Origin of the sequence: Nocardiopsis potens DSM 45234, from assembly GCF_000341105.1 — a bacterium.
In the GTDB taxonomy this organism is placed as follows: Bacteria; Actinomycetota; Actinomycetes; order Streptosporangiales; family Streptosporangiaceae; genus Nocardiopsis_A; species Nocardiopsis_A potens.
This window is the reverse complement of the sequence record NZ_ANBB01000017.1, coordinates 82,134-97,393: the sequence shown is the minus strand read 5'-3', so window position 1 is coordinate 97,393 and position 15,260 is coordinate 82,134. Positions and strand designations below refer to the sequence as shown.

Genomic DNA, 15,260 nt, shown 5'->3' with positions numbered 1-15,260 from the left:
GCCCCCTGAGGCGCCGCGCCCGGGCGACCGCCTTCGCCCCGCCCCTACCGGCGCCGTCGCCGCCGGTCTGAACCTTCGCTCTGTGGGGCGCCGCGCCTGACCGACCGGCCGGTCCCCCACCGCCGCCTTCGCTGCCCGCTTGAGCCCCGGCCCCCTGAGGCGCCGCGCCCGGGCGACCGCCTTCGCCCCGCCCCTACCGGCGCCGTCGCCGCTGGCTTGAACCTTCGCTCTGCGGGGCGCCGCGCCTGACCGACCGGCCGGTCCCCCACCGCCGCCTTCGCTGCCCGTCTGAGCCCCGGCCCCCTGAGGCGCCGCGCGCGGGCGACGCCCGCGCCCCGCCCCCACCGTCGCCGCCGCCGTCGCCGGCGCCGCCGGTCTGAACCTGCACTCCGCGAGACGCCGCGCCCGACCGGAGGCGCCCACCACACCCCTTCCTCCTCCGCACCCGGTCGGGCCGGGAAGCGTGCGGAGCGAGCGGGCGGGCATCCGTCCGCTCCCGGCGGGCCCGTCCCGCTGGGAGCGCCGGGGTGGCACCGCTGATGCTCTCGATCCGCGTGCGGAGAACATTCGTTCTCCGGAGCCTGTCCGGGAACGGCCATAATCCGGGCGGCGCGCGAGGCCTGCGCCCGGAGTCGCCGCCGGTCGGCGGCGCGGGCCCGATCGGCGGGGTGTCCAAGACCACACCGGCGGGGTTCCGGCCCAGGTTGCAGGGCCGCTTCGCGGGGATACCGGCGAACGCCGAAAAACCGACCCACGGAGGCAATCCATGATGACCGTTCTGAAAAAGGGTCTGATCGCGGCCGCGGCGGCGGGGGCCATGCTGTTCGCCGGGACCGCTGTGGCCGCTCCAGCGCAGGCGGCCACCGGGTGGGACCGCTGCCCGCACGGCTACGCCTGCCTCTTCTCCCAGCCTCACGGGCAGGGGACCATCGGGATCTTCAAGCTGGGATCCACCGACCTGAGGAAGCAAGGCCTGGGCGGCAACGTCCGCTCGGTCTGGAACCGCGCGGGAGCCACCCTGGCCCTGTTCAGCGGTTACAACTACATCGGCATCACCACGACCTTCCCCGCTTATGACCACCCGGTGAGCGGCGACTTCACCGAAACCCATTCGGCGAAGGTCGCCTGGTAGGGCATCGGTCCGCGGGGCGGGGCTGCCGCCCCGCCCCGCGATCGGCCCTTCTCGGGCAGACTCGGGGGCGGAACCAGGATCCCCGCCCCCTCACCCCTCGGGAGCTTCGAGCGATGGAGCGTTTCCGCTACAGCGGCGGCCGGCCCGGGGCCGACCCGCTGGCTCCGCCCTTCGACGCCAACGCGGCCCTGCGCGAACTCGGGCGGGAGATGCTCGGCGGGGCGTCCGCCGCCGACGCCCTGCGCACCCTGCTCAGACGGGGTGTGCAGGGGCTGAGCGGGTTGGACGGGCTGGCCGAGCGGGCGCGCGGGCTGCGCGCGGAGGCCGCCGCCCGGGGGCGGCCGGACGGGGTGCTCCGCCGGGCCCGCGCCGCCCTGGACCGGGCGCTGGCCGCCGAGCGGGAGGCGCTGGCCGCCGACCCTTCCGACGAGGCGCGGCTGCACGAGATCCGGCTGGCCTCGCTCCCCGGGGACACCGCCGCGGCCCTGCGCGAACTGGCCGCCGAGCCGTACCGGTGGCGTTCGGCCGAGGCCGAGCGGATCGTCCGGGAGCTGCTCGACGGAGTGCGCGGCGAGCTGGTCGCGGCCCGGCTGGGAGGGGGCCCCGGCACGCCGGGCGGAGCGGTGGGCGACCCGGTCCGGATCGCGCGGATGGCGCATGCCCTGGCCGCGCTGCTGGAGGCCGGGGCCCGGGGCGAGGAGACCGACGTCGCGGCGTTCCTGGCCGAGTTCGGCGACTTCTTCCCGGCCGACCTGCCCGACCTGGACGCGATCGTGGACCTGCTGGCCAGGCGGGCCGCGGCCGCCCGGCGGCTGGCCTCGGGGCTGCCCGCCGGGCGGCGGGCCGAGCTGGCCGGCCTGCTGGACCGCGCCGCGGCCCGCGACGGCCTCGTCCCGGCCCTGGACCGGCTGGCCGACGCGCTCCTGGCGCACCGCCCGGACCTCCTGGAGTGGGCCGGCTCGGAGGACCCGCTGCCGCTCGACGGGCCGGCCGACCTGGGGCTGGCCGAGGCGGTGGCGGCACTGGACGAGATCGCCGACCTCGCCGCCCTGGAGGAGGCGCTGGAACGGGCCGGGGCCCCCGGTGCCCGGCCGGGGGCGGCGGCCGACGTTGACCGCGCCGCGCTGGCGCGCCGGCTCGGTGCGCAGGCCGCCGCGGACCTGGACCGGCTGGCCGGGCTGGAGCGGACTCTGCGGGACCGGGGCCACCTCGCCGGGACCGCGACCCGGCCCCGGCCGACCCCGGCGGCGGTCCGCCTGCTGGGCGAGGCCGCCCTGCGCGACCTGGCCCCGGGGTCCAGACGGCGCACCCGCCGGGGCGGGCACCCCGGTGCCTCCTCCGGCGACCCGGGCGACCCGGCCGGCGGGGTGCTGCCGTGGGAGCCGGGCTGCGCCGCACCGCTCGACGCCGTGGCGACGGTCCGCGCGGCACTGCTGCGCAGTACGGCGGAGCGGGGGCACCTCCCCGGGGCCCCGACGCCCGGTGGCGCGGTGCCCGGTGGTTCGGCGTCCGGCGGTGCGGTGTCCGGTGGCGCGATGCCCGGCGGTATGGCATCTGGCAGTGCGGTGCCTGGTGGTCCGGTGCCCGGCGGCGCGCTCCCCCGGATCCCGTTGGCTCCGCAGGACCTGCGTGCGGCGGAGACCGACTTCCGGGCGTCCGCGGCGGTGTGCCTGCTGGTGGACCTCTCCTACTCGATGGTCCGGGGCGGGCTGCTCGGCCCTGCCCGGGAGGCCGCCCTGGCGCTGTGCGCACTGGCGGAGAGCCGGTACCCGGAGGACTCGGTGACCGTCATCGGGTTCGACGAGTACGCGCGCGTGCTGCGCCCCGGCGAGCTGGTCGAGCCGCTCCGCCGCCGGGTGCAGGGCAGCAACGTGCAGCACGCGCTCCGGCTGGCCGGGGCGCAGCTGGACCGGCGGCCGGGGGCGGCGCCGATCGTGGTGGCGGTGACCGACGGGGAGCCCACCGCGCACCTGCGCCGGGACGGGACGGCGGCGTTCGCCTGGCCTCCGACGGCGGAGACCGCGGCGGCGACCGCCGCCGAGCTGGACCGGATCCGGGACCGCGGCGCGGCGCTGACCCTGGTCGCCCCGGGCGGCGCCGCCCCCGGCGCCCTCGCCGCCGAGGTCCGGGCGCGGGGCGGCCGGGTCGTCCCCGCCGACCCCACCGGCCCCGGGCGGGCGGTACTGCACGCCTACGCCTCGGGACGGCGCTGACCCGGGACCGGTGCGGGCGCCGGGCTGGATGCGGCGGATTGCACCGGGTGTCCCGCTCCCCCGGCACCAAGACCGGCGAGGGGCGGCCGCAGGGGCGGGCTCTGCGCTCTGGCCCCCTTCCCAGCAGCGCGTCTTCCCACCGGCACGTCGAAGACCGCTCCGGTGCGAGGGCGCTCGGGGCGCACACGAACATCAGGAGAACCGGGCGGAGATCCTTCCTGCTCAGCACGGGGCTCGTGCTCCCTTGGGCCGCCCGGGTCGCCCGCCGGGAATTCCGTTCGGAACAAGAGGAGAACAGGAGGAGGAGAGAACACCCGTATTCGGCGGGACCGACCCCACGGTTCCACCGGCCCCTCCGGCGTCGGCCGCCCGGGTCGCCCGCCGGGAATTCCGTTCGGAACAGGAGGAGAACAGGAGGGGGAGAAAACGCCCGTATTCAGCGGGGCCGGCACCGACCGTGTCCTCTCCCGATCCGGTCAGGTCGGGTCAGGTCGGGTCAGGTCTCGAAGATGCTGACGTCGGCGGCGAGGAGCAGCAGGTCGCCGGGGGCGGTGGGGTCGGCGTAGACGAGCTGGTGGCGGTCGGCCGGCATGACGGTCTCGGTGAAGCGGACCGCGGTCCGGCCGGAGTAGACGGTGCGCTCCTGGACCAGCAGGGCCACGCCGGGGCCGAGGCCGAAGCGCTCGGCCTCGGCCGGGGCGGGCATCCGGGCGCCCACCGCGTCCCAGGCCCAGTCCCGGGGGTGACCGAGTTCGGCCAGGACCTGGTCGACGCCGCGGGCGATCCGCTCGGGGGACATCAGCTCGGTGTCTCCGGCGAGCGCATAGGGAAGGTGGCTGGTCTGGGACTCCCAGAGCGCCCCGTCGACGAACCGGTCGCAGGAGCGGACCACGGCCAGCGCCCCGGTGCCGCCGTCCGGGCCCGCCCCGGCGCCGCCGGCCGGGCCGGGATCGCCGAGGCGGCGGGCCACCTTGGGGCTCATCTCCTCGATGCCGACCTTGATCTCCTCGGTCACCGAGAGGTGGCCGAGCTCCCGGAGCCGGGCCGCGTAGCCGGTCTCGAACCGCTCGGAGTCGCGGGCGCCCTGCACGTCGGTGGCCAGGTGCAGGGTGGGGCGGTAGTCGCGGACGAAGGCGCCGCGCCCGGGGCGGACGCTCACCCGGCCCTCGTCCTGGAGGATGCGCAGCGCCGCGCGGACGGTCGCCGCGGAGACGCCGAAGCGCGCGGCCAGTTCGGCGCTGCGCGGCAGCCGGTCGCCCGGGGCGTGGTCGCCGCGGTCCAGGGCGGCGCGCAGCCGGTCGGCGGCGTCGTGCTTCTTCGAGGCGGTCATGGTCTCCGTCCCCCGCTCCGCGGGCGGGCGCCCCGGTGCCGCGGTCAGTCCCTGCGGTAGGCGCCGAGGTCGCCGATCTCGTACTGGAACCGGGTCCCGTTCCCGGCGAACACCACCCATTCGAGCACGATCGGCCGCGTCTCGGAGTAGCCGGTCCGGTACAGCTCCAGTACCGGGACGCCCTGCGGGAGGCGGAGGTCCTCGGCCTCCTCCGGGGCGGGCATCCGGGTCTGCAGCTCGTCGACGTTGCCGGCCTGGGGGTGGCCGAGTCCGGCCAGGACCGCGGCGGCGCCGTCCGGCAGCGGCGCCGGGTGCATGATCGGGCTGCCCTGGGCGATGTCCATCGGGTAGTAGGAGGTGCGCCGCATGGTGCAGCGGTCCTCCACGTAGCCGGAGGTGCGGCGGACCACCACCCGCTCGCCCTCGGGGATCCGCAGCCTGCTGGCGATCTCCGGGGTGGCGCTCTCGATGAGCAGCTCGGAGACCTTGGAGCCGGCGGTGAAGGCGGAGAACTCGATACCGGAGCCGGAGCTCCCCGCGGGCCGGTTGGCGTAGTAGGTGATCGGCAGGACCCGCTGCACGAAGTGGCCCTTGCCCGGGTGGCTGGCGACCAGGCCCTGGTTGCGCAGCATGCCCAGGGCCAGCCGGACCGTGTTCCGGGACGCCTCGAAGCGCTCTTCCAGCTCCTTCTCCGAGGAGACACGCGCGCCCGGGGGGAGCTCGCCGCCTTCGATCTCTCGGCGCAGGGTGCGGGCGATCTGACGGTATCGGCTCTCTTCGCGCATGCTCGCTTCCTCAGAGGGTATAAGGACTCGTACCAACAGGTCCTACAAAGCATAATGACTCAACCGCACCCCTGGGTGGGTCGTAAGGCCGTGTTCCTCCGGCGCCCCGGCCGGAGCGGCGCCCCCCGAGGGCCGAGAACAGGGAGGGAGGACGCGATGGCGATCCTTCTGATCATCGGCGGGCTGGTGCTGACCGGCCTCGCCGCCGGATTCCTGCTGGCGGTCTCCTTCGGGGACCGGCAGCACGGCCGGGAGCGGGGTCACCGCTCCCTCCGCGAGGACGACGAGGGCGGCGCGCCCCGTTCCGGCGGCCGCGCCGCCGGAACGGGGGCCGGCCGGGATCGGCGGCTCCGGGTGTAGGCCCGCGGTCGGCCGCCCCCGCTCAGCGGTCGTGCACGTTGACGCCCATACCGGCGCGGAGCGCCTCGGGCGGCAGCTCGCCCTCGTGGTAGAGGAGCTGGTGCCGGTCGGCCGGCATCACCGTCCGGATCAGCCGGATCGGCCGGTCGCCGGAGTAGGCCAGGCGGTCGTGGACCATCAGCGGGACCCCCGGGCCGATCGAGAACAGGGTCGACTCCTTGAGCGAGGGCATCTTGGCGCCGATCACGTCCCAGGACCCGGTCTGCGGGTGGCCCATCTCCTCCAGCAGGGCCCGCGCGCCGCCCGGGATGTCCTCGGGGCCGACCAGCTCGGACCCCCTGGGGGTGTCCGCGGTGAGGGAGCGCGGGTAGTAGGCCATCTGCCGCTGCCAGAGCCGGCCGCCGAGGTAGCGGTCGCAGCGGCGGATCACCACGGACCGGTCGTCGCCCTCACCGAGGCCGAGCAGTTCGGCGACGGCGTCGCCGGCGGCCTCCACCATCACCCGGAGCCGCTCGTGCGGTTCGGCGTCGCGCTCGCCCCCCGGCCGGTCGACGTAGGAGGCGTAGCGCTCGCCGTCGTCGCCTTCCGCGGAGGCGTCGGCCAGGTGGGTGACGGGGTCGTAGCTGCGGACCGTGCTGCCGCTGCCCTGCTTGACGTCGATCCGGCCGCGGCTGGTGAGTTCCTGGAGCGCCCTGCGGACCGTGTTGCGCGAGGTGCCGTACCGCCCCATGAGCTTGTCCTCGGTGGGGAGCGCGGCGCCAGGAGGATAGCGCCCTTCGTCGATGTCCTCCATGAGGTCATGGGCGATCTCCAGGTGCCGTGGCTCCATAGTCAGCTCTCCAGCCGCTCCCCATCGCCTATTCGTACCAATGAGTCTACTCAATCTCCTTGACCGGATGCCAGCCGGACCCCCACACTGAACCCTCACACGGCAAAATTCGTACCAATGATTCGACTGACTGGTCTTGACGGAACCATCGCCAGGAGCGCAAAGTAAAGTTGTAGGAATGAATCCGACAAGCTGAACAGGAGAGCAGGACGGGCAGATCCCCATCCGACTCAGCACACGGGTTCACTTCCTCCCCGGGGCCGCCCCGGGTCGCGCGGGCCCCCACCGGACCTCCCGCGTGGAATGAGAGGAGAAGAAGATGCACCTGTTCATCGGGATCATCACCGTCGTGCTGGTGGTGTTCTTCAGCGCCCTGCTCGGCCTGCTCTTCGCCGCTTCCATCGGCATCCGGCGCAACGACCGCGGCCACTACCGGGCGCTCCGCTCCGGGACCGCGCACCGCTCCTTCTCCGGGGCCGGCCGCGCCCTCTCCGGGGTCCGCTTCCCCGAGCAGGTCGCGGTCCCCCGCCCCCGCCAGGAGGCCGGCGGGGAGACCGGCGGCGACGGGAAGGACTCCGCCCCGGGGCGGGAGCGGACACTGATCTGACCCTTGGGGATCCGACCCTCGAGCGGGGTCTCCGCGCCCCCGCTCCGCCGTCCGGGCCCGTCCCGGACGGCACCCCCACCGGACAAGACGGCAGGGCCGCCCGGGAACCCTCCCGGACGGCCCTGCCCGTCGTCGGCGGCCCTGCTCAGCCCAGCGCGGAGAGCAGGTCGGCCACCAGGTCGTCGGCGGACTCGATGCCCACCGAGAGCCGGACCAGGTCGGCCGGGACCTCCAGCGGCGAGCCGGCGGTGGAGGCGTGCGTCATCCGGGCCGGGTGCTCGATCAGCGACTCCACGCCGCCCAGCGACTCGCCCAGGGTGAACAGCCGGGCCCGCTCGCAGACCCGCAGCGCGGCCTCCTCCCCGTCCCGCAGCCGGAACGAGACCATGCCGCCGAACGCCCGCATCTGCCGCTCGGCGACCTTGTGCCCCGGGTGCTCCGACAGGCCCGGGTAGAGCACCTCGCGCACCGCCGGGTGGCCGGAGAGCGCCTCGACGACCTTCTCCGCGTTGGCGCAGTGCCGGTCCATCCGGACGCCGAGCGTCTTGGCGCCGCGCAGGGTCAGCCAGGCGTCGAACGGCCCGGCGACCGCCCCCATGGTGTTCTGGTGGAAGGCGATCCGCTCGCCCAGCTCCGGGTCGGCGACCACCAGGGCGCCGCCGACCACGTCGGAGTGGCCGCCCAGGTACTTGGTGGTGGAGTGCACCACCGCGTCGGCGCCGAGCAGCAGCGGCCGCTGCAGGTAGGGCGAGGCGAAGGTGTTGTCCACCACCAGCAGCGCCCCGCCGTCGTGCGCGATCTCCGCCATCGTCTCGATGTCGGTGATGTTGAGCAGCGGGTTGGTCGGCGACTCGGTCCACACCGCGACCGTGGACGGCCGCATCGCGCGGCGCACCGCGGCCGGGTCGGTCTGGTCCACCGCGTCCCACTCCAGGCCCCAGCGCTCCAGGACCTTGGAGAAGAGCCGGAAGGTGCCGCCGTAGGCGTCGCCGGGGATGATCACGTGGTCCCCGGGGCCGGCGATGGTGCGCAGCAGGGTGTCCTCGGCCGCCATGCCGGAGGCGAACGCCAGCCCGCGCGCACCGGATTCGAGCGCGGCCAGGCACTCCTCCAGCGCGGCCCGGGTGGGGTTGGCGGTGCGCGAGTACTCGTAGCCGCCGCGCAGTCCGCCCACGCCGTCCTGGGCGTAGGTACTGGTCTGGTAGATGGGGACGACGACCGCACCCGTCTCGGCGTCGGCCTCCTGGCCGGCGTGGATCGCCAGCGTCTCAAACCCGTCGAACGTCATGGCACCACACTAGATCGTCGGCCCCCTCCGGCGCCCCGTCCTTCCCTTCCCCGCCTCTGCGGCGCAGGTGCCGCCGGGGCGGGACGGGTGCGGGCCGTCGGGGCGGTCGCCCGGCGGGCGCAGCGGGGGGATCCAGCCCGCCTCGGCGTCGTGCCGGCGGACGATCCGGCCGGGCACGCCGGCGATCACGCTGTGGTCGGGGTATTCGCCGGGGCGGACCACCGTGCCGGCGGCCACCACGCAGTTGCGGCCCAGCCGCGCCCCGGGGAGCACCACCGCGTTGGCGCCGATCCAGGTGCCGGAGCCGATCCGCACCGGGTCGTCCACCGGCCACTGCCGGCCCACCGGCACCTCGGTGTCGCTGTACACGTGGTTCTGGTCGGTGATGTAGACGTAGGGGCCGGTGAAGACGTGGTCGCCGATCTCGATCGAGCAGTGCGCGACGATGTGCGACCCGCGCCCGACGGTGCACCCGTCGCCGATCCGGACCAGCGGCCGCGGCCCCAGGTCCAGGCCGGGCAGCATGCCCGCGGCCAGGGTGATGTCCGCGCCGATCAGGGTGTGCGCGCCCAGTTCGATCCAGGGCTCGCCGAAGACCGTCGCGGTGGGGAAGGCGATCGAGGTGCCGGGGCCGTAGCCGGCGAAGCGGCGGGCCGCCCGCGACCCGTGGCGGATCTCGGCGCTGCGGCGCGCCCAGGACCACGCCGCCCGCATCATCCAGGAGAACAGCCGTGACACCCGGAGCCCCATATCTACCGACGGGTAATGACGAGGTGCACTGTAACCGGCGCCGGGCGGCACCGCCGCAGCGCCCCCGGTTCTTTCCGCGGGTCTCCTCCCCCGGCCCCGCGCCCACCTCGTCGAGCTCAGCGTCGTCGCGGTGGTACGACGACGATGTTGAGCCCCGGCCTGTTGCTTTTGCCCGGCTCACCGCCCCGGCGATCCCGCGCGGGACGTGCGCCCAGGGCCGGGAAAAAGCAACGGCCCTGGGCTCGACAGGGCAGCGCTGCACCGCCGGCTGGGCTCGACAGGGCAGCGCTGCACCGCGCGGTTCCTCAGCCGGCCAGGTGGGCCAGGACGTCCTGGCGGGTGAGGACGCCCGCGGGCTTGCCGTCGCGGAGGACCACCACCGCGCCGGCGCCCTGCAGCAGCCGGACGCACTCGCTGACCGGCTCGCCGCCGCCGACCACCGGCAGCGGCGGGCTCATGTGGTCGGCGATCGTGTCCTCCAGCCGGACCTTGTCGGTGAAGAGCGCGTCCAGCACGTCGCGCTCGGCGATGGAGCCGACCACCTCCGCCGCCATCACCGGGGGCTCCTCCTTCATCACCGGGAGCTGGCTGACCCCGTACTCGCGCATGATCTCCACCGCGGTGCCCACCGTCTCGTGCGGGTGGACGTGCACGAACTCGGGCAGGTCGCCGGCCTTGCCGTTGAGCACGTCGGCGGCGGTGGGCTCCTCGGTCGCGGCGCTGAGGAAGCCGTAGTCGGCCATCCAGTCGTCGTTGAAGATCTTGCCCAGGTAGCCGCGGCCGCCGTCGGGCAGCAGCACCACGATGACGTCCTCGGGGGAGGCGGTCTCGGCCACCCGCAGCGCCGCCTGCACGGCCAGCCCGCAGGAGCCGCCGACCAGCAGCGTCTCCTCCTTGGCCAGCCGGCGGGTCATCAGGAAGGAGTCCTTGTCGCTGACCGCGATGACCTCGTCGCAGATCTCCGGGTCGTAGGTCTCCGGCCAGATGTCCTCGCCGACCCCCTCGACCAGGTAGGGGCGGCCGCTGCCGCCGGAGTAGACCGAGCCCTCCGGGTCCGCGCCGATCACCTTGACCCGGCCGCCGGAGGCCTCCTTGAGGTAGCGGCCGGTCCCGGTGATGGTGCCGCCGGTGCCGATGCCGGCCACGAAGTGGGTGATCCGCCCCTCGGTCTGCTCCCAGATCTCCGGGCCGGTGGAGCGGTAGTGCGACTCCGGGTTGTTCTGGTTGGTGTACTGGTTCGGCTTCCAGGCACCGGGGATGCTCTGCGCGAGGCGGTCGGAGACCGAGTAGTAGGACTCCGGGTGGTCCGGCGCCACGGTGGTCGGGCAGACCACCACCTCGGCGCCGTAGGCGCGCAGCACCGCGAGCTTGTCCGCGCCGACCTTGTCCGGGCAGACGAACACGCACCGGTAGCCGCGCTGGGCGGCGACGATGGCCAGGCCCACGCCGGTGTTGCCGGAGGTGGGCTCGACGATGGTCCCGCCGGGGCCGATGAGTCCGTCCTTCTCCGCCTGCTCGACCATGCGCAGGGCGATCCGGTCCTTCACCGACCCGCCGGGGTTGAAGTACTCGACCTTGGCCAGCACGGTCGGCGCCAGGCCTTCGGTCACCTTGTTCAGCCGCAGCAGCGGGGTGTCTCCGACGAGGTCGATCAAAGACTCGTGCACCCGCATGAGGGTTCTTCCTTCCGACGCCATTGTCCGGGGATCCGCCCTGGTTGCGGACGTTCTCCCCTGTCGTGGCCCGACATTACCGCCCGGGGGCGGCCCCGTGCGGGGCGTACCTCGGGCGCGCAGGGGGCACCCTCCTAGTGGGGCGCGGCACCGCGCCCCGTCGGTGTGCCGATCAGGGGTACGGGCGGGAGGCGGGAGATGCTGCGGGCGGTGAGGGCGCGGAGGATCGCGACCGCCACGGCGTTCGGGGGCGGCGGTCTGACGCTGCTCGGGGCGGGCACGGTGGCGCTGCTGTACCTGCAGGCCAGGTTGGCGCACCGGGCGGTCGGGTTCACCGAGTGGAGGCGGCCGCGGGTGCGCCGGACCTACGGCGACGGAGACGGGCCGCCGATCTCCTTCGCGCTGTTCGGCGACTCCACCGCGGCGGGGTTCGCGCTGACCGAGGGGCCGCTGACCCCCGGGGTGCTGCTCGCCGAGGGCCTCGCGGCCGTCGCCGACCGGCCGGTGCGGCTGCGCAACATGTCGGTGGTCGGCGCGGCCTCCGCCGACCTGGGCTCGCAGCTGGACCGGCTGCGCGGCGCCCCGGTCGACCTGGCCGTGGTGTTCATCGGCGCCAACGACGTGATCCGGCTGACCCGCCCCGCCGACTCCGCCGACCACCTGCGCGACGCGGTGCGCCGGCTGCGCGCGGGCGGCGCCGAGGTCGTCGTGGCCACCTGCCCGGACCTGGGCAGCGTCCGCCCGATCGGGTGGCCGCTGCGGACGGTGGCGCGGCGCGCCTCCCGGCGGCTGGCGGCCGCGCAGACGGTCGCGGTGGTGGAGGCCGGCGGGCGCACCGTCTCGCTGACCGACCTGCTGGCCGACGAGTTCTGGGCCCGCCCGGAGGAGCTGTTCGGCCCGGACCGGTTCCACCCCTCGGCGCGCGGCTACGCGGCCGCCGCGTCGGTGGTGCTCCCCTCGGCCTGCGTCGCGCTGGGGCTGCTGCCCGAGCTGGAGGAGGCGGAGGAGGCGCCGGAGCGGGTGCTGCCGGTGCACCGGGCCGCGGCCGCGGCCGTCGACCGGCCGGGCACCGAGGTCTCCGGGACCGAGGTTGCCGGGCGGGAGCGCGGGCCGCTCGGCCGCTGGGCGATGCTGCTGCGGCGCCGCCCCGAGGCGCCCGCGGCGCAGCCGCCGGCAGCGGCCGGAGCGGGTACCCCGACCCCGGGCGGCGGCGCCGGGGACGGCACAGGTTAACGTGCCGGTAATAACGTGATCTCCTGCGCGGGGGCCGCCCCGCGCACCATCGAGAAGGGCCGCGAGCATGCCTGAAGCCGTCATCGTCGCGACCGCGCGCTCGCCCATCGGGCGCGCTTTCAAAGGGTCGCTGAAGGACCTCCGGGCCGACGACATCACCGCGCAGATCATCACCGCCGCGCTGGCCAAGGTCCCCCAGCTCGACCCGGAGGACATCGACGACCTGCTGCTCGGCTGCGGCCTGCCCGGCGGGGAGCAGGGCAACAACCTGGCCCGGGTGATCGCGGTGCAGCTCGGGCTGGACACCGTCCCCGGCGCCACCGTCACCCGGTACTGCTCCTCCAGCCTGCAGACCACCCGGATGGCCTACCACGCCATCAAGGCCGGAGAGGGCGACGTGTTCGTCTCCGCCGGCGTGGAGATGGTCAGCCGGTTCACCAAGGGCAACAGCGACTCGCTGCCGGACACCAAGAACCCGCTGTTCGCCGGGGCCGAGGAGCGCACCGCCAAGCGGGCCGAGGGCGGCGCCGCCGCCTGGACCGACCCGCGCGAGGACGGCGAGGTCCCCGACGTCTACATCGCCATGGGGCAGACCGCGGAGAACGTGGTGCAGATGCGCGGGCTCTCCCGGCAGCGCCAGGACGAGTTCGGGGTGCGCTCGCAGAACCTCGCCGAGAAGGCGATCGAGAACGGGTTCTGGGAGCGGGAGATCACCCCGGTCACGCTGCCCGACGGCACCGTGGCGAGCAAGGACGACGGCCCCCGCCCGGGCACCACCTACGAGAAGGTGTCCCAGCTCAAGCCGGTGTTCCGCCCCGACGGCACGGTCACCGCGGGCAACTGCTGCCCGCTGAACGACGGCGCCGCCGCGGTGGTGATCATGAGCGACGCCAAGGCCCGGCAGCTGGGCATCACCCCGCTGGCCCGGATCGTGTCCACCGGGGTCAGCGCGCTCTCCCCGGAGATCATGGGCCTGGGCCCGGTGGAGGCCTCCCGGCAGGCGCTCGGCCGCGCCGGCATGACCATCTCCGACATCGACCTGGTGGAGATCAACGAGGCGTTCGCCGCCCAGGTGCTGCCGTCCGCCGACGACCTGGGCATCGACATCGACTCCCAGCTCAACGTGAACGGCGGGGCGATCGCGGTCGGCCACCCGTTCGGCATGACCGGCGCCCGGATCACCGGAACCCTGCTCAACGGGCTGCAGTTCCACGACAAGACCTTCGGCCTGGAGACCATGTGCGTGGGCGGCGGCCAGGGCATGGCGGCCGTCTTCGAGCGGCTCAGCTGAGCGGCGCCCGGGCGGAACCGGGGCCGAGCGGCTCCCCCCGGGCCCGGCGGGGCGTCCCCTCCCGGAGGGGGACGCCCCGCCCCGCTCTGCGCACCCGCCCCGCCGTTCCCCCTGTTCGGGGACGGGATCAGCATCCGAAGGTAAAACCCGGTCACCAGGTCTTGTCCGCGCCGGGTTCGTGTTGCAGGGTCGCAGGTAAGTGCCGCTCACACCCGGAGGTGCACACATGTCGGTGACCCACTCGCCGGAGATCCACGCGCAGCTGCTCGACCGCATCCCGTCCGTCACCGGTCGCGAACTCCACGAGTGGTTCGACACCCTCGACAGGGGGCCAAGCCTGTCCCGCTGCTCCGAGCGGACCACCTGGCTGGCCGACGAGCACAACCTGAGCCACGGCTACGCCCAGGCCATCGTCCAGGAGTACGTCCGCCGGCGCCGCAACCGCACGCCCGTTCCGCGCCAGCGCTGACCGAGCGCCCGCGCCCGTCCCACGGCGAGGGGCGCCGCACCCGATCCACCGGGTGCGGCGCCCCTCGTCCGTTCGCGGGCCGGGTGCGGCTACTCGGCGAACATCGACTTGAGGATCCAGATCAGGCGCAGGATCTCGATGTAGAGCCAGACCAGGGTCACGGTCAGGCCGAAGGCCAGCTGCCAGGAGAACTTCTCCGGCAGGCCCGCCTCGATGGCCTCGTCGACCTGCTTGAAGTCGATGGCCAGCACCGCGGCGGCGATCAGGATCGCGACCAGGCTGACGATCAGGCCGAGCGGGCTCGCGGCGCGCAGCCCCAGGCCGCCGTCGACGAAGAAGCTCGCGACGAAGTTGACCAGGATCAGCGCGAGGAAGCCGATCGCGGCCGCCGAGACCACCTTGATGAAGGTGTTGGTGACCCGGATGATCTTGAACTTGTACAGCGCCAGCATGGTGCCGGCGACGAACAGGGTGCCCATCACCGCGGGGAGGACCAGGGAGCCCTTCGCCCCGCCGCTGATGCCGGCCATGGCCAGCTGGGACTCCAGGATCGCGCTGAACCCGCCGACGAACAGGCCTTCGAGCCCGGCGTAGGCCAGGATCAGGGCGGGGTTGGTGGACCCCTTGAAGCCGATCACCAGGCCGAGCACCAGCGCGCCGATCGCGCCGACGAAGGCCAGGCCCATCCCCAGGGCCGGGTTGGACCAGGTGAGGAAGTAGGTGAGGACGGCGAATACGACGACGGTGCCCAGGGTGAACCCGGTGCGCATCACGACGTCGTCGATGGTGACGGGGCGGCCGCCGGCGGGCGCCATCGGCGGCTGCTGGTAACCGGGCTGGGGGTAACCGGGCTGGCCGTACCCCTGCTGGTACCCGTACTGGTCATAGGACTGCTGGTAGCCGGGCTGGCCGTACGGCTGCTGGTAGCCGTACTGGGGCTGCCCGTACCCGACGCCCTGACCGGACTTCATCGCCCGCTTCAGGACGGGATTGGAGCTCCTCATCCGCATTGTTCGCGCAAGCCTTTCCAGGGCTGTGGGTGTACTGCCTTCAACGTAACGGACGGGCGGCCGAGCGGGTTCCCCGCGCTTTGTCACGGCTCGGACTCGGCTCGCCGACCCGCAGGTGGCCGGGGGTGCGGCGGCGGGGCCGGGGCGGCGCGCCGGCCGGCCGGGGGTTGACAGCGGCCCGCCGCGCATCCCATGCTCGGCGCCATGAGCCCAGAACCCCGCCTCCTCCCGGCGCTGCGCCGGAGCGAACTCGGCCGTGGGGTGCGCCGCGGCGCCGCCGGTGTCATCCG

At 74.5% G+C, this 15,260-nt stretch carries 14 protein-coding genes; 7 read left to right on the top strand and 7 right to left on the bottom strand.

Going from position 1 to position 15,260, the window contains the following annotated elements; translation table 11 throughout:
* Positions 1-769 precede the first annotated feature (769 nt).
* Both D459_RS30995 and D459_RS33535 read left to right on the top strand, forming a co-directional pair.
* Positions 770-1,132 (top strand): peptidase inhibitor family I36 protein, encoded by a 363-nt coding sequence (locus tag D459_RS30995; protein ID WP_241484968.1) that lies wholly within the window; start codon positions 770-772, stop codon positions 1,130-1,132.
* 113 nt (positions 1,133-1,245) lie between these two features.
* Positions 1,246-3,345 carry a VWA domain-containing protein gene (locus tag D459_RS33535; protein ID WP_017592297.1) on the top strand — a complete coding sequence of 700 codons (2,100 nt, stop codon included), beginning with the start codon at positions 1,246-1,248 and terminating at the stop codon, positions 3,343-3,345.
* A gap of 496 nt (positions 3,346-3,841) precedes the next feature.
* Here the strand turns inward: D459_RS33535 and D459_RS0107070 are convergent, their stop codons facing one another.
* A complete protein-coding gene (locus tag D459_RS0107070; protein WP_017592296.1) occupies positions 3,842-4,675 on the bottom strand; it encodes a GntR family transcriptional regulator in 834 nt (277 codons plus the stop codon).
* A 44-nt stretch (positions 4,676-4,719) separates the two neighbouring features.
* Entirely contained in the window at positions 4,720-5,460 is a 741-nt protein-coding gene (locus D459_RS0107065) for a GntR family transcriptional regulator (RefSeq protein WP_017592295.1), read from the bottom strand.
* Between the two features lie 156 nt (positions 5,461-5,616).
* Between D459_RS0107065 and D459_RS30985 the strand changes: the two genes are divergently transcribed.
* Complete coding sequence (locus tag D459_RS30985; RefSeq protein WP_017592294.1) at positions 5,617-5,820, top strand: hypothetical protein; 204 nt, start codon at positions 5,617-5,619, stop codon at positions 5,818-5,820.
* Between the two features lie 22 nt (positions 5,821-5,842).
* Here D459_RS30985 and D459_RS0107055 read toward each other — a convergent pair whose 3' ends face one another.
* The gene (locus D459_RS0107055; protein WP_017592293.1) at positions 5,843-6,649 is read right to left on the bottom strand and encodes a GntR family transcriptional regulator; all 807 of its coding nucleotides are present in this window, start codon (positions 6,647-6,649) and stop codon (positions 5,843-5,845) included.
* Between the two features lie 319 nt (positions 6,650-6,968).
* Here D459_RS0107055 and D459_RS0107050 point away from each other — a divergent pair, with 319 nt between their 5' ends.
* On the top strand, positions 6,969-7,256 hold the full coding sequence (locus D459_RS0107050; RefSeq protein WP_017592292.1) for a hypothetical protein: 288 nt from the start codon (positions 6,969-6,971) through the stop codon (positions 7,254-7,256).
* Positions 7,257-7,401: 145 nt separating this feature from the next.
* Here D459_RS0107050 and D459_RS0107045 read toward each other — a convergent pair whose 3' ends face one another.
* From D459_RS0107045 to D459_RS0107035, 3 genes are all read right to left on the bottom strand, one after another.
* Positions 7,402-8,544, bottom strand: coding sequence for a cystathionine gamma-synthase (locus tag D459_RS0107045; RefSeq protein WP_017592291.1), 1,143 nt, complete (start codon positions 8,542-8,544; stop codon positions 7,402-7,404).
* A 9-nt stretch (positions 8,545-8,553) separates the two neighbouring features.
* A complete protein-coding gene (locus tag D459_RS0107040; protein WP_017592290.1) occupies positions 8,554-9,294 on the bottom strand; it encodes an acyltransferase in 741 nt (246 codons plus the stop codon).
* 305 nt (positions 9,295-9,599) lie between these two features.
* On the bottom strand, positions 9,600-10,967 hold the full coding sequence (locus tag D459_RS0107035; protein WP_017592289.1) for a cystathionine beta-synthase: 1,368 nt from the start codon (positions 10,965-10,967) through the stop codon (positions 9,600-9,602).
* Positions 10,968-11,165: 198 nt separating this feature from the next.
* Between D459_RS0107035 and D459_RS0107030 the strand changes: the two genes are divergently transcribed.
* The 3 genes from D459_RS0107030 (at position 11,166) to D459_RS0107020 (ending at position 13,960) form a co-directional block, all read left to right on the top strand.
* Positions 11,166-12,200: an SGNH/GDSL hydrolase family protein gene (locus D459_RS0107030; protein WP_017592288.1), complete on the top strand. Its 1,035-nt coding sequence runs from the start codon at positions 11,166-11,168 to the stop codon at positions 12,198-12,200.
* Positions 12,201-12,267: 67 nt separating this feature from the next.
* Positions 12,268-13,491 carry an acetyl-CoA C-acetyltransferase gene (locus D459_RS0107025; protein WP_017592287.1) on the top strand — a complete coding sequence of 408 codons (1,224 nt, stop codon included), beginning with the start codon at positions 12,268-12,270 and terminating at the stop codon, positions 13,489-13,491.
* 226 nt (positions 13,492-13,717) lie between these two features.
* Positions 13,718-13,960 carry a DUF4287 domain-containing protein gene (locus tag D459_RS0107020; protein ID WP_017592286.1) on the top strand — a complete coding sequence of 81 codons (243 nt, stop codon included), beginning with the start codon at positions 13,718-13,720 and terminating at the stop codon, positions 13,958-13,960.
* Between the two features lie 89 nt (positions 13,961-14,049).
* On the opposite strand, the gene D459_RS0107015 is transcribed toward D459_RS0107020, so the two are convergent.
* Positions 14,050-14,970, bottom strand: coding sequence for a Bax inhibitor-1/YccA family protein (locus D459_RS0107015; RefSeq protein WP_026120135.1), 921 nt, complete (start codon positions 14,968-14,970; stop codon positions 14,050-14,052).
* Positions 14,971-15,260 lie beyond the last annotated feature (290 nt).

What these genes read in the sequence shown, in the direction of transcription:
- D459_RS0107025 (WP_017592287.1), top strand. Translation starts at nt 12,268, where the DNA reads ATGCCTGAAGCCGTCATCGTCGCGACCGCGCGCTCGCCCATCGGGCGC.
- D459_RS0107055 (WP_017592293.1), bottom strand. Translation starts at nt 6,649, where the DNA reads ATGGAGCCACGGCACCTGGAGATCGCCCATGACCTCATGGAGGACATC.
- D459_RS33535 (WP_017592297.1), top strand. Translation starts at nt 1,246, where the DNA reads ATGGAGCGTTTCCGCTACAGCGGCGGCCGGCCCGGGGCCGACCCGCTG.
- D459_RS0107050 (WP_017592292.1), top strand. Translation starts at nt 6,969, where the DNA reads ATGCACCTGTTCATCGGGATCATCACCGTCGTGCTGGTGGTGTTCTTC.
- D459_RS0107035 (WP_017592289.1), bottom strand. Translation starts at nt 10,967, where the DNA reads ATGCGGGTGCACGAGTCTTTGATCGACCTCGTCGGAGACACCCCGCTG.
- D459_RS0107020 (WP_017592286.1), top strand. Translation starts at nt 13,718, where the DNA reads ATGTCGGTGACCCACTCGCCGGAGATCCACGCGCAGCTGCTCGACCGC.
- D459_RS30995 (WP_241484968.1), top strand. Translation starts at nt 770, where the DNA reads ATGACCGTTCTGAAAAAGGGTCTGATCGCGGCCGCGGCGGCGGGGGCC.
- D459_RS0107030 (WP_017592288.1), top strand. Translation starts at nt 11,166, where the DNA reads ATGCTGCGGGCGGTGAGGGCGCGGAGGATCGCGACCGCCACGGCGTTC.
- D459_RS0107040 (WP_017592290.1), bottom strand. Translation starts at nt 9,294, where the DNA reads ATGGGGCTCCGGGTGTCACGGCTGTTCTCCTGGATGATGCGGGCGGCG.
- D459_RS0107045 (WP_017592291.1), bottom strand. Translation starts at nt 8,544, where the DNA reads ATGACGTTCGACGGGTTTGAGACGCTGGCGATCCACGCCGGCCAGGAG.
- D459_RS30985 (WP_017592294.1), top strand. Translation starts at nt 5,617, where the DNA reads ATGGCGATCCTTCTGATCATCGGCGGGCTGGTGCTGACCGGCCTCGCC.
- D459_RS0107070 (WP_017592296.1), bottom strand. Translation starts at nt 4,675, where the DNA reads ATGACCGCCTCGAAGAAGCACGACGCCGCCGACCGGCTGCGCGCCGCC.
- D459_RS0107015 (WP_026120135.1), bottom strand. Translation starts at nt 14,970, where the DNA reads ATGCGGATGAGGAGCTCCAATCCCGTCCTGAAGCGGGCGATGAAGTCC.
- D459_RS0107065 (WP_017592295.1), bottom strand. Translation starts at nt 5,460, where the DNA reads ATGCGCGAAGAGAGCCGATACCGTCAGATCGCCCGCACCCTGCGCCGA.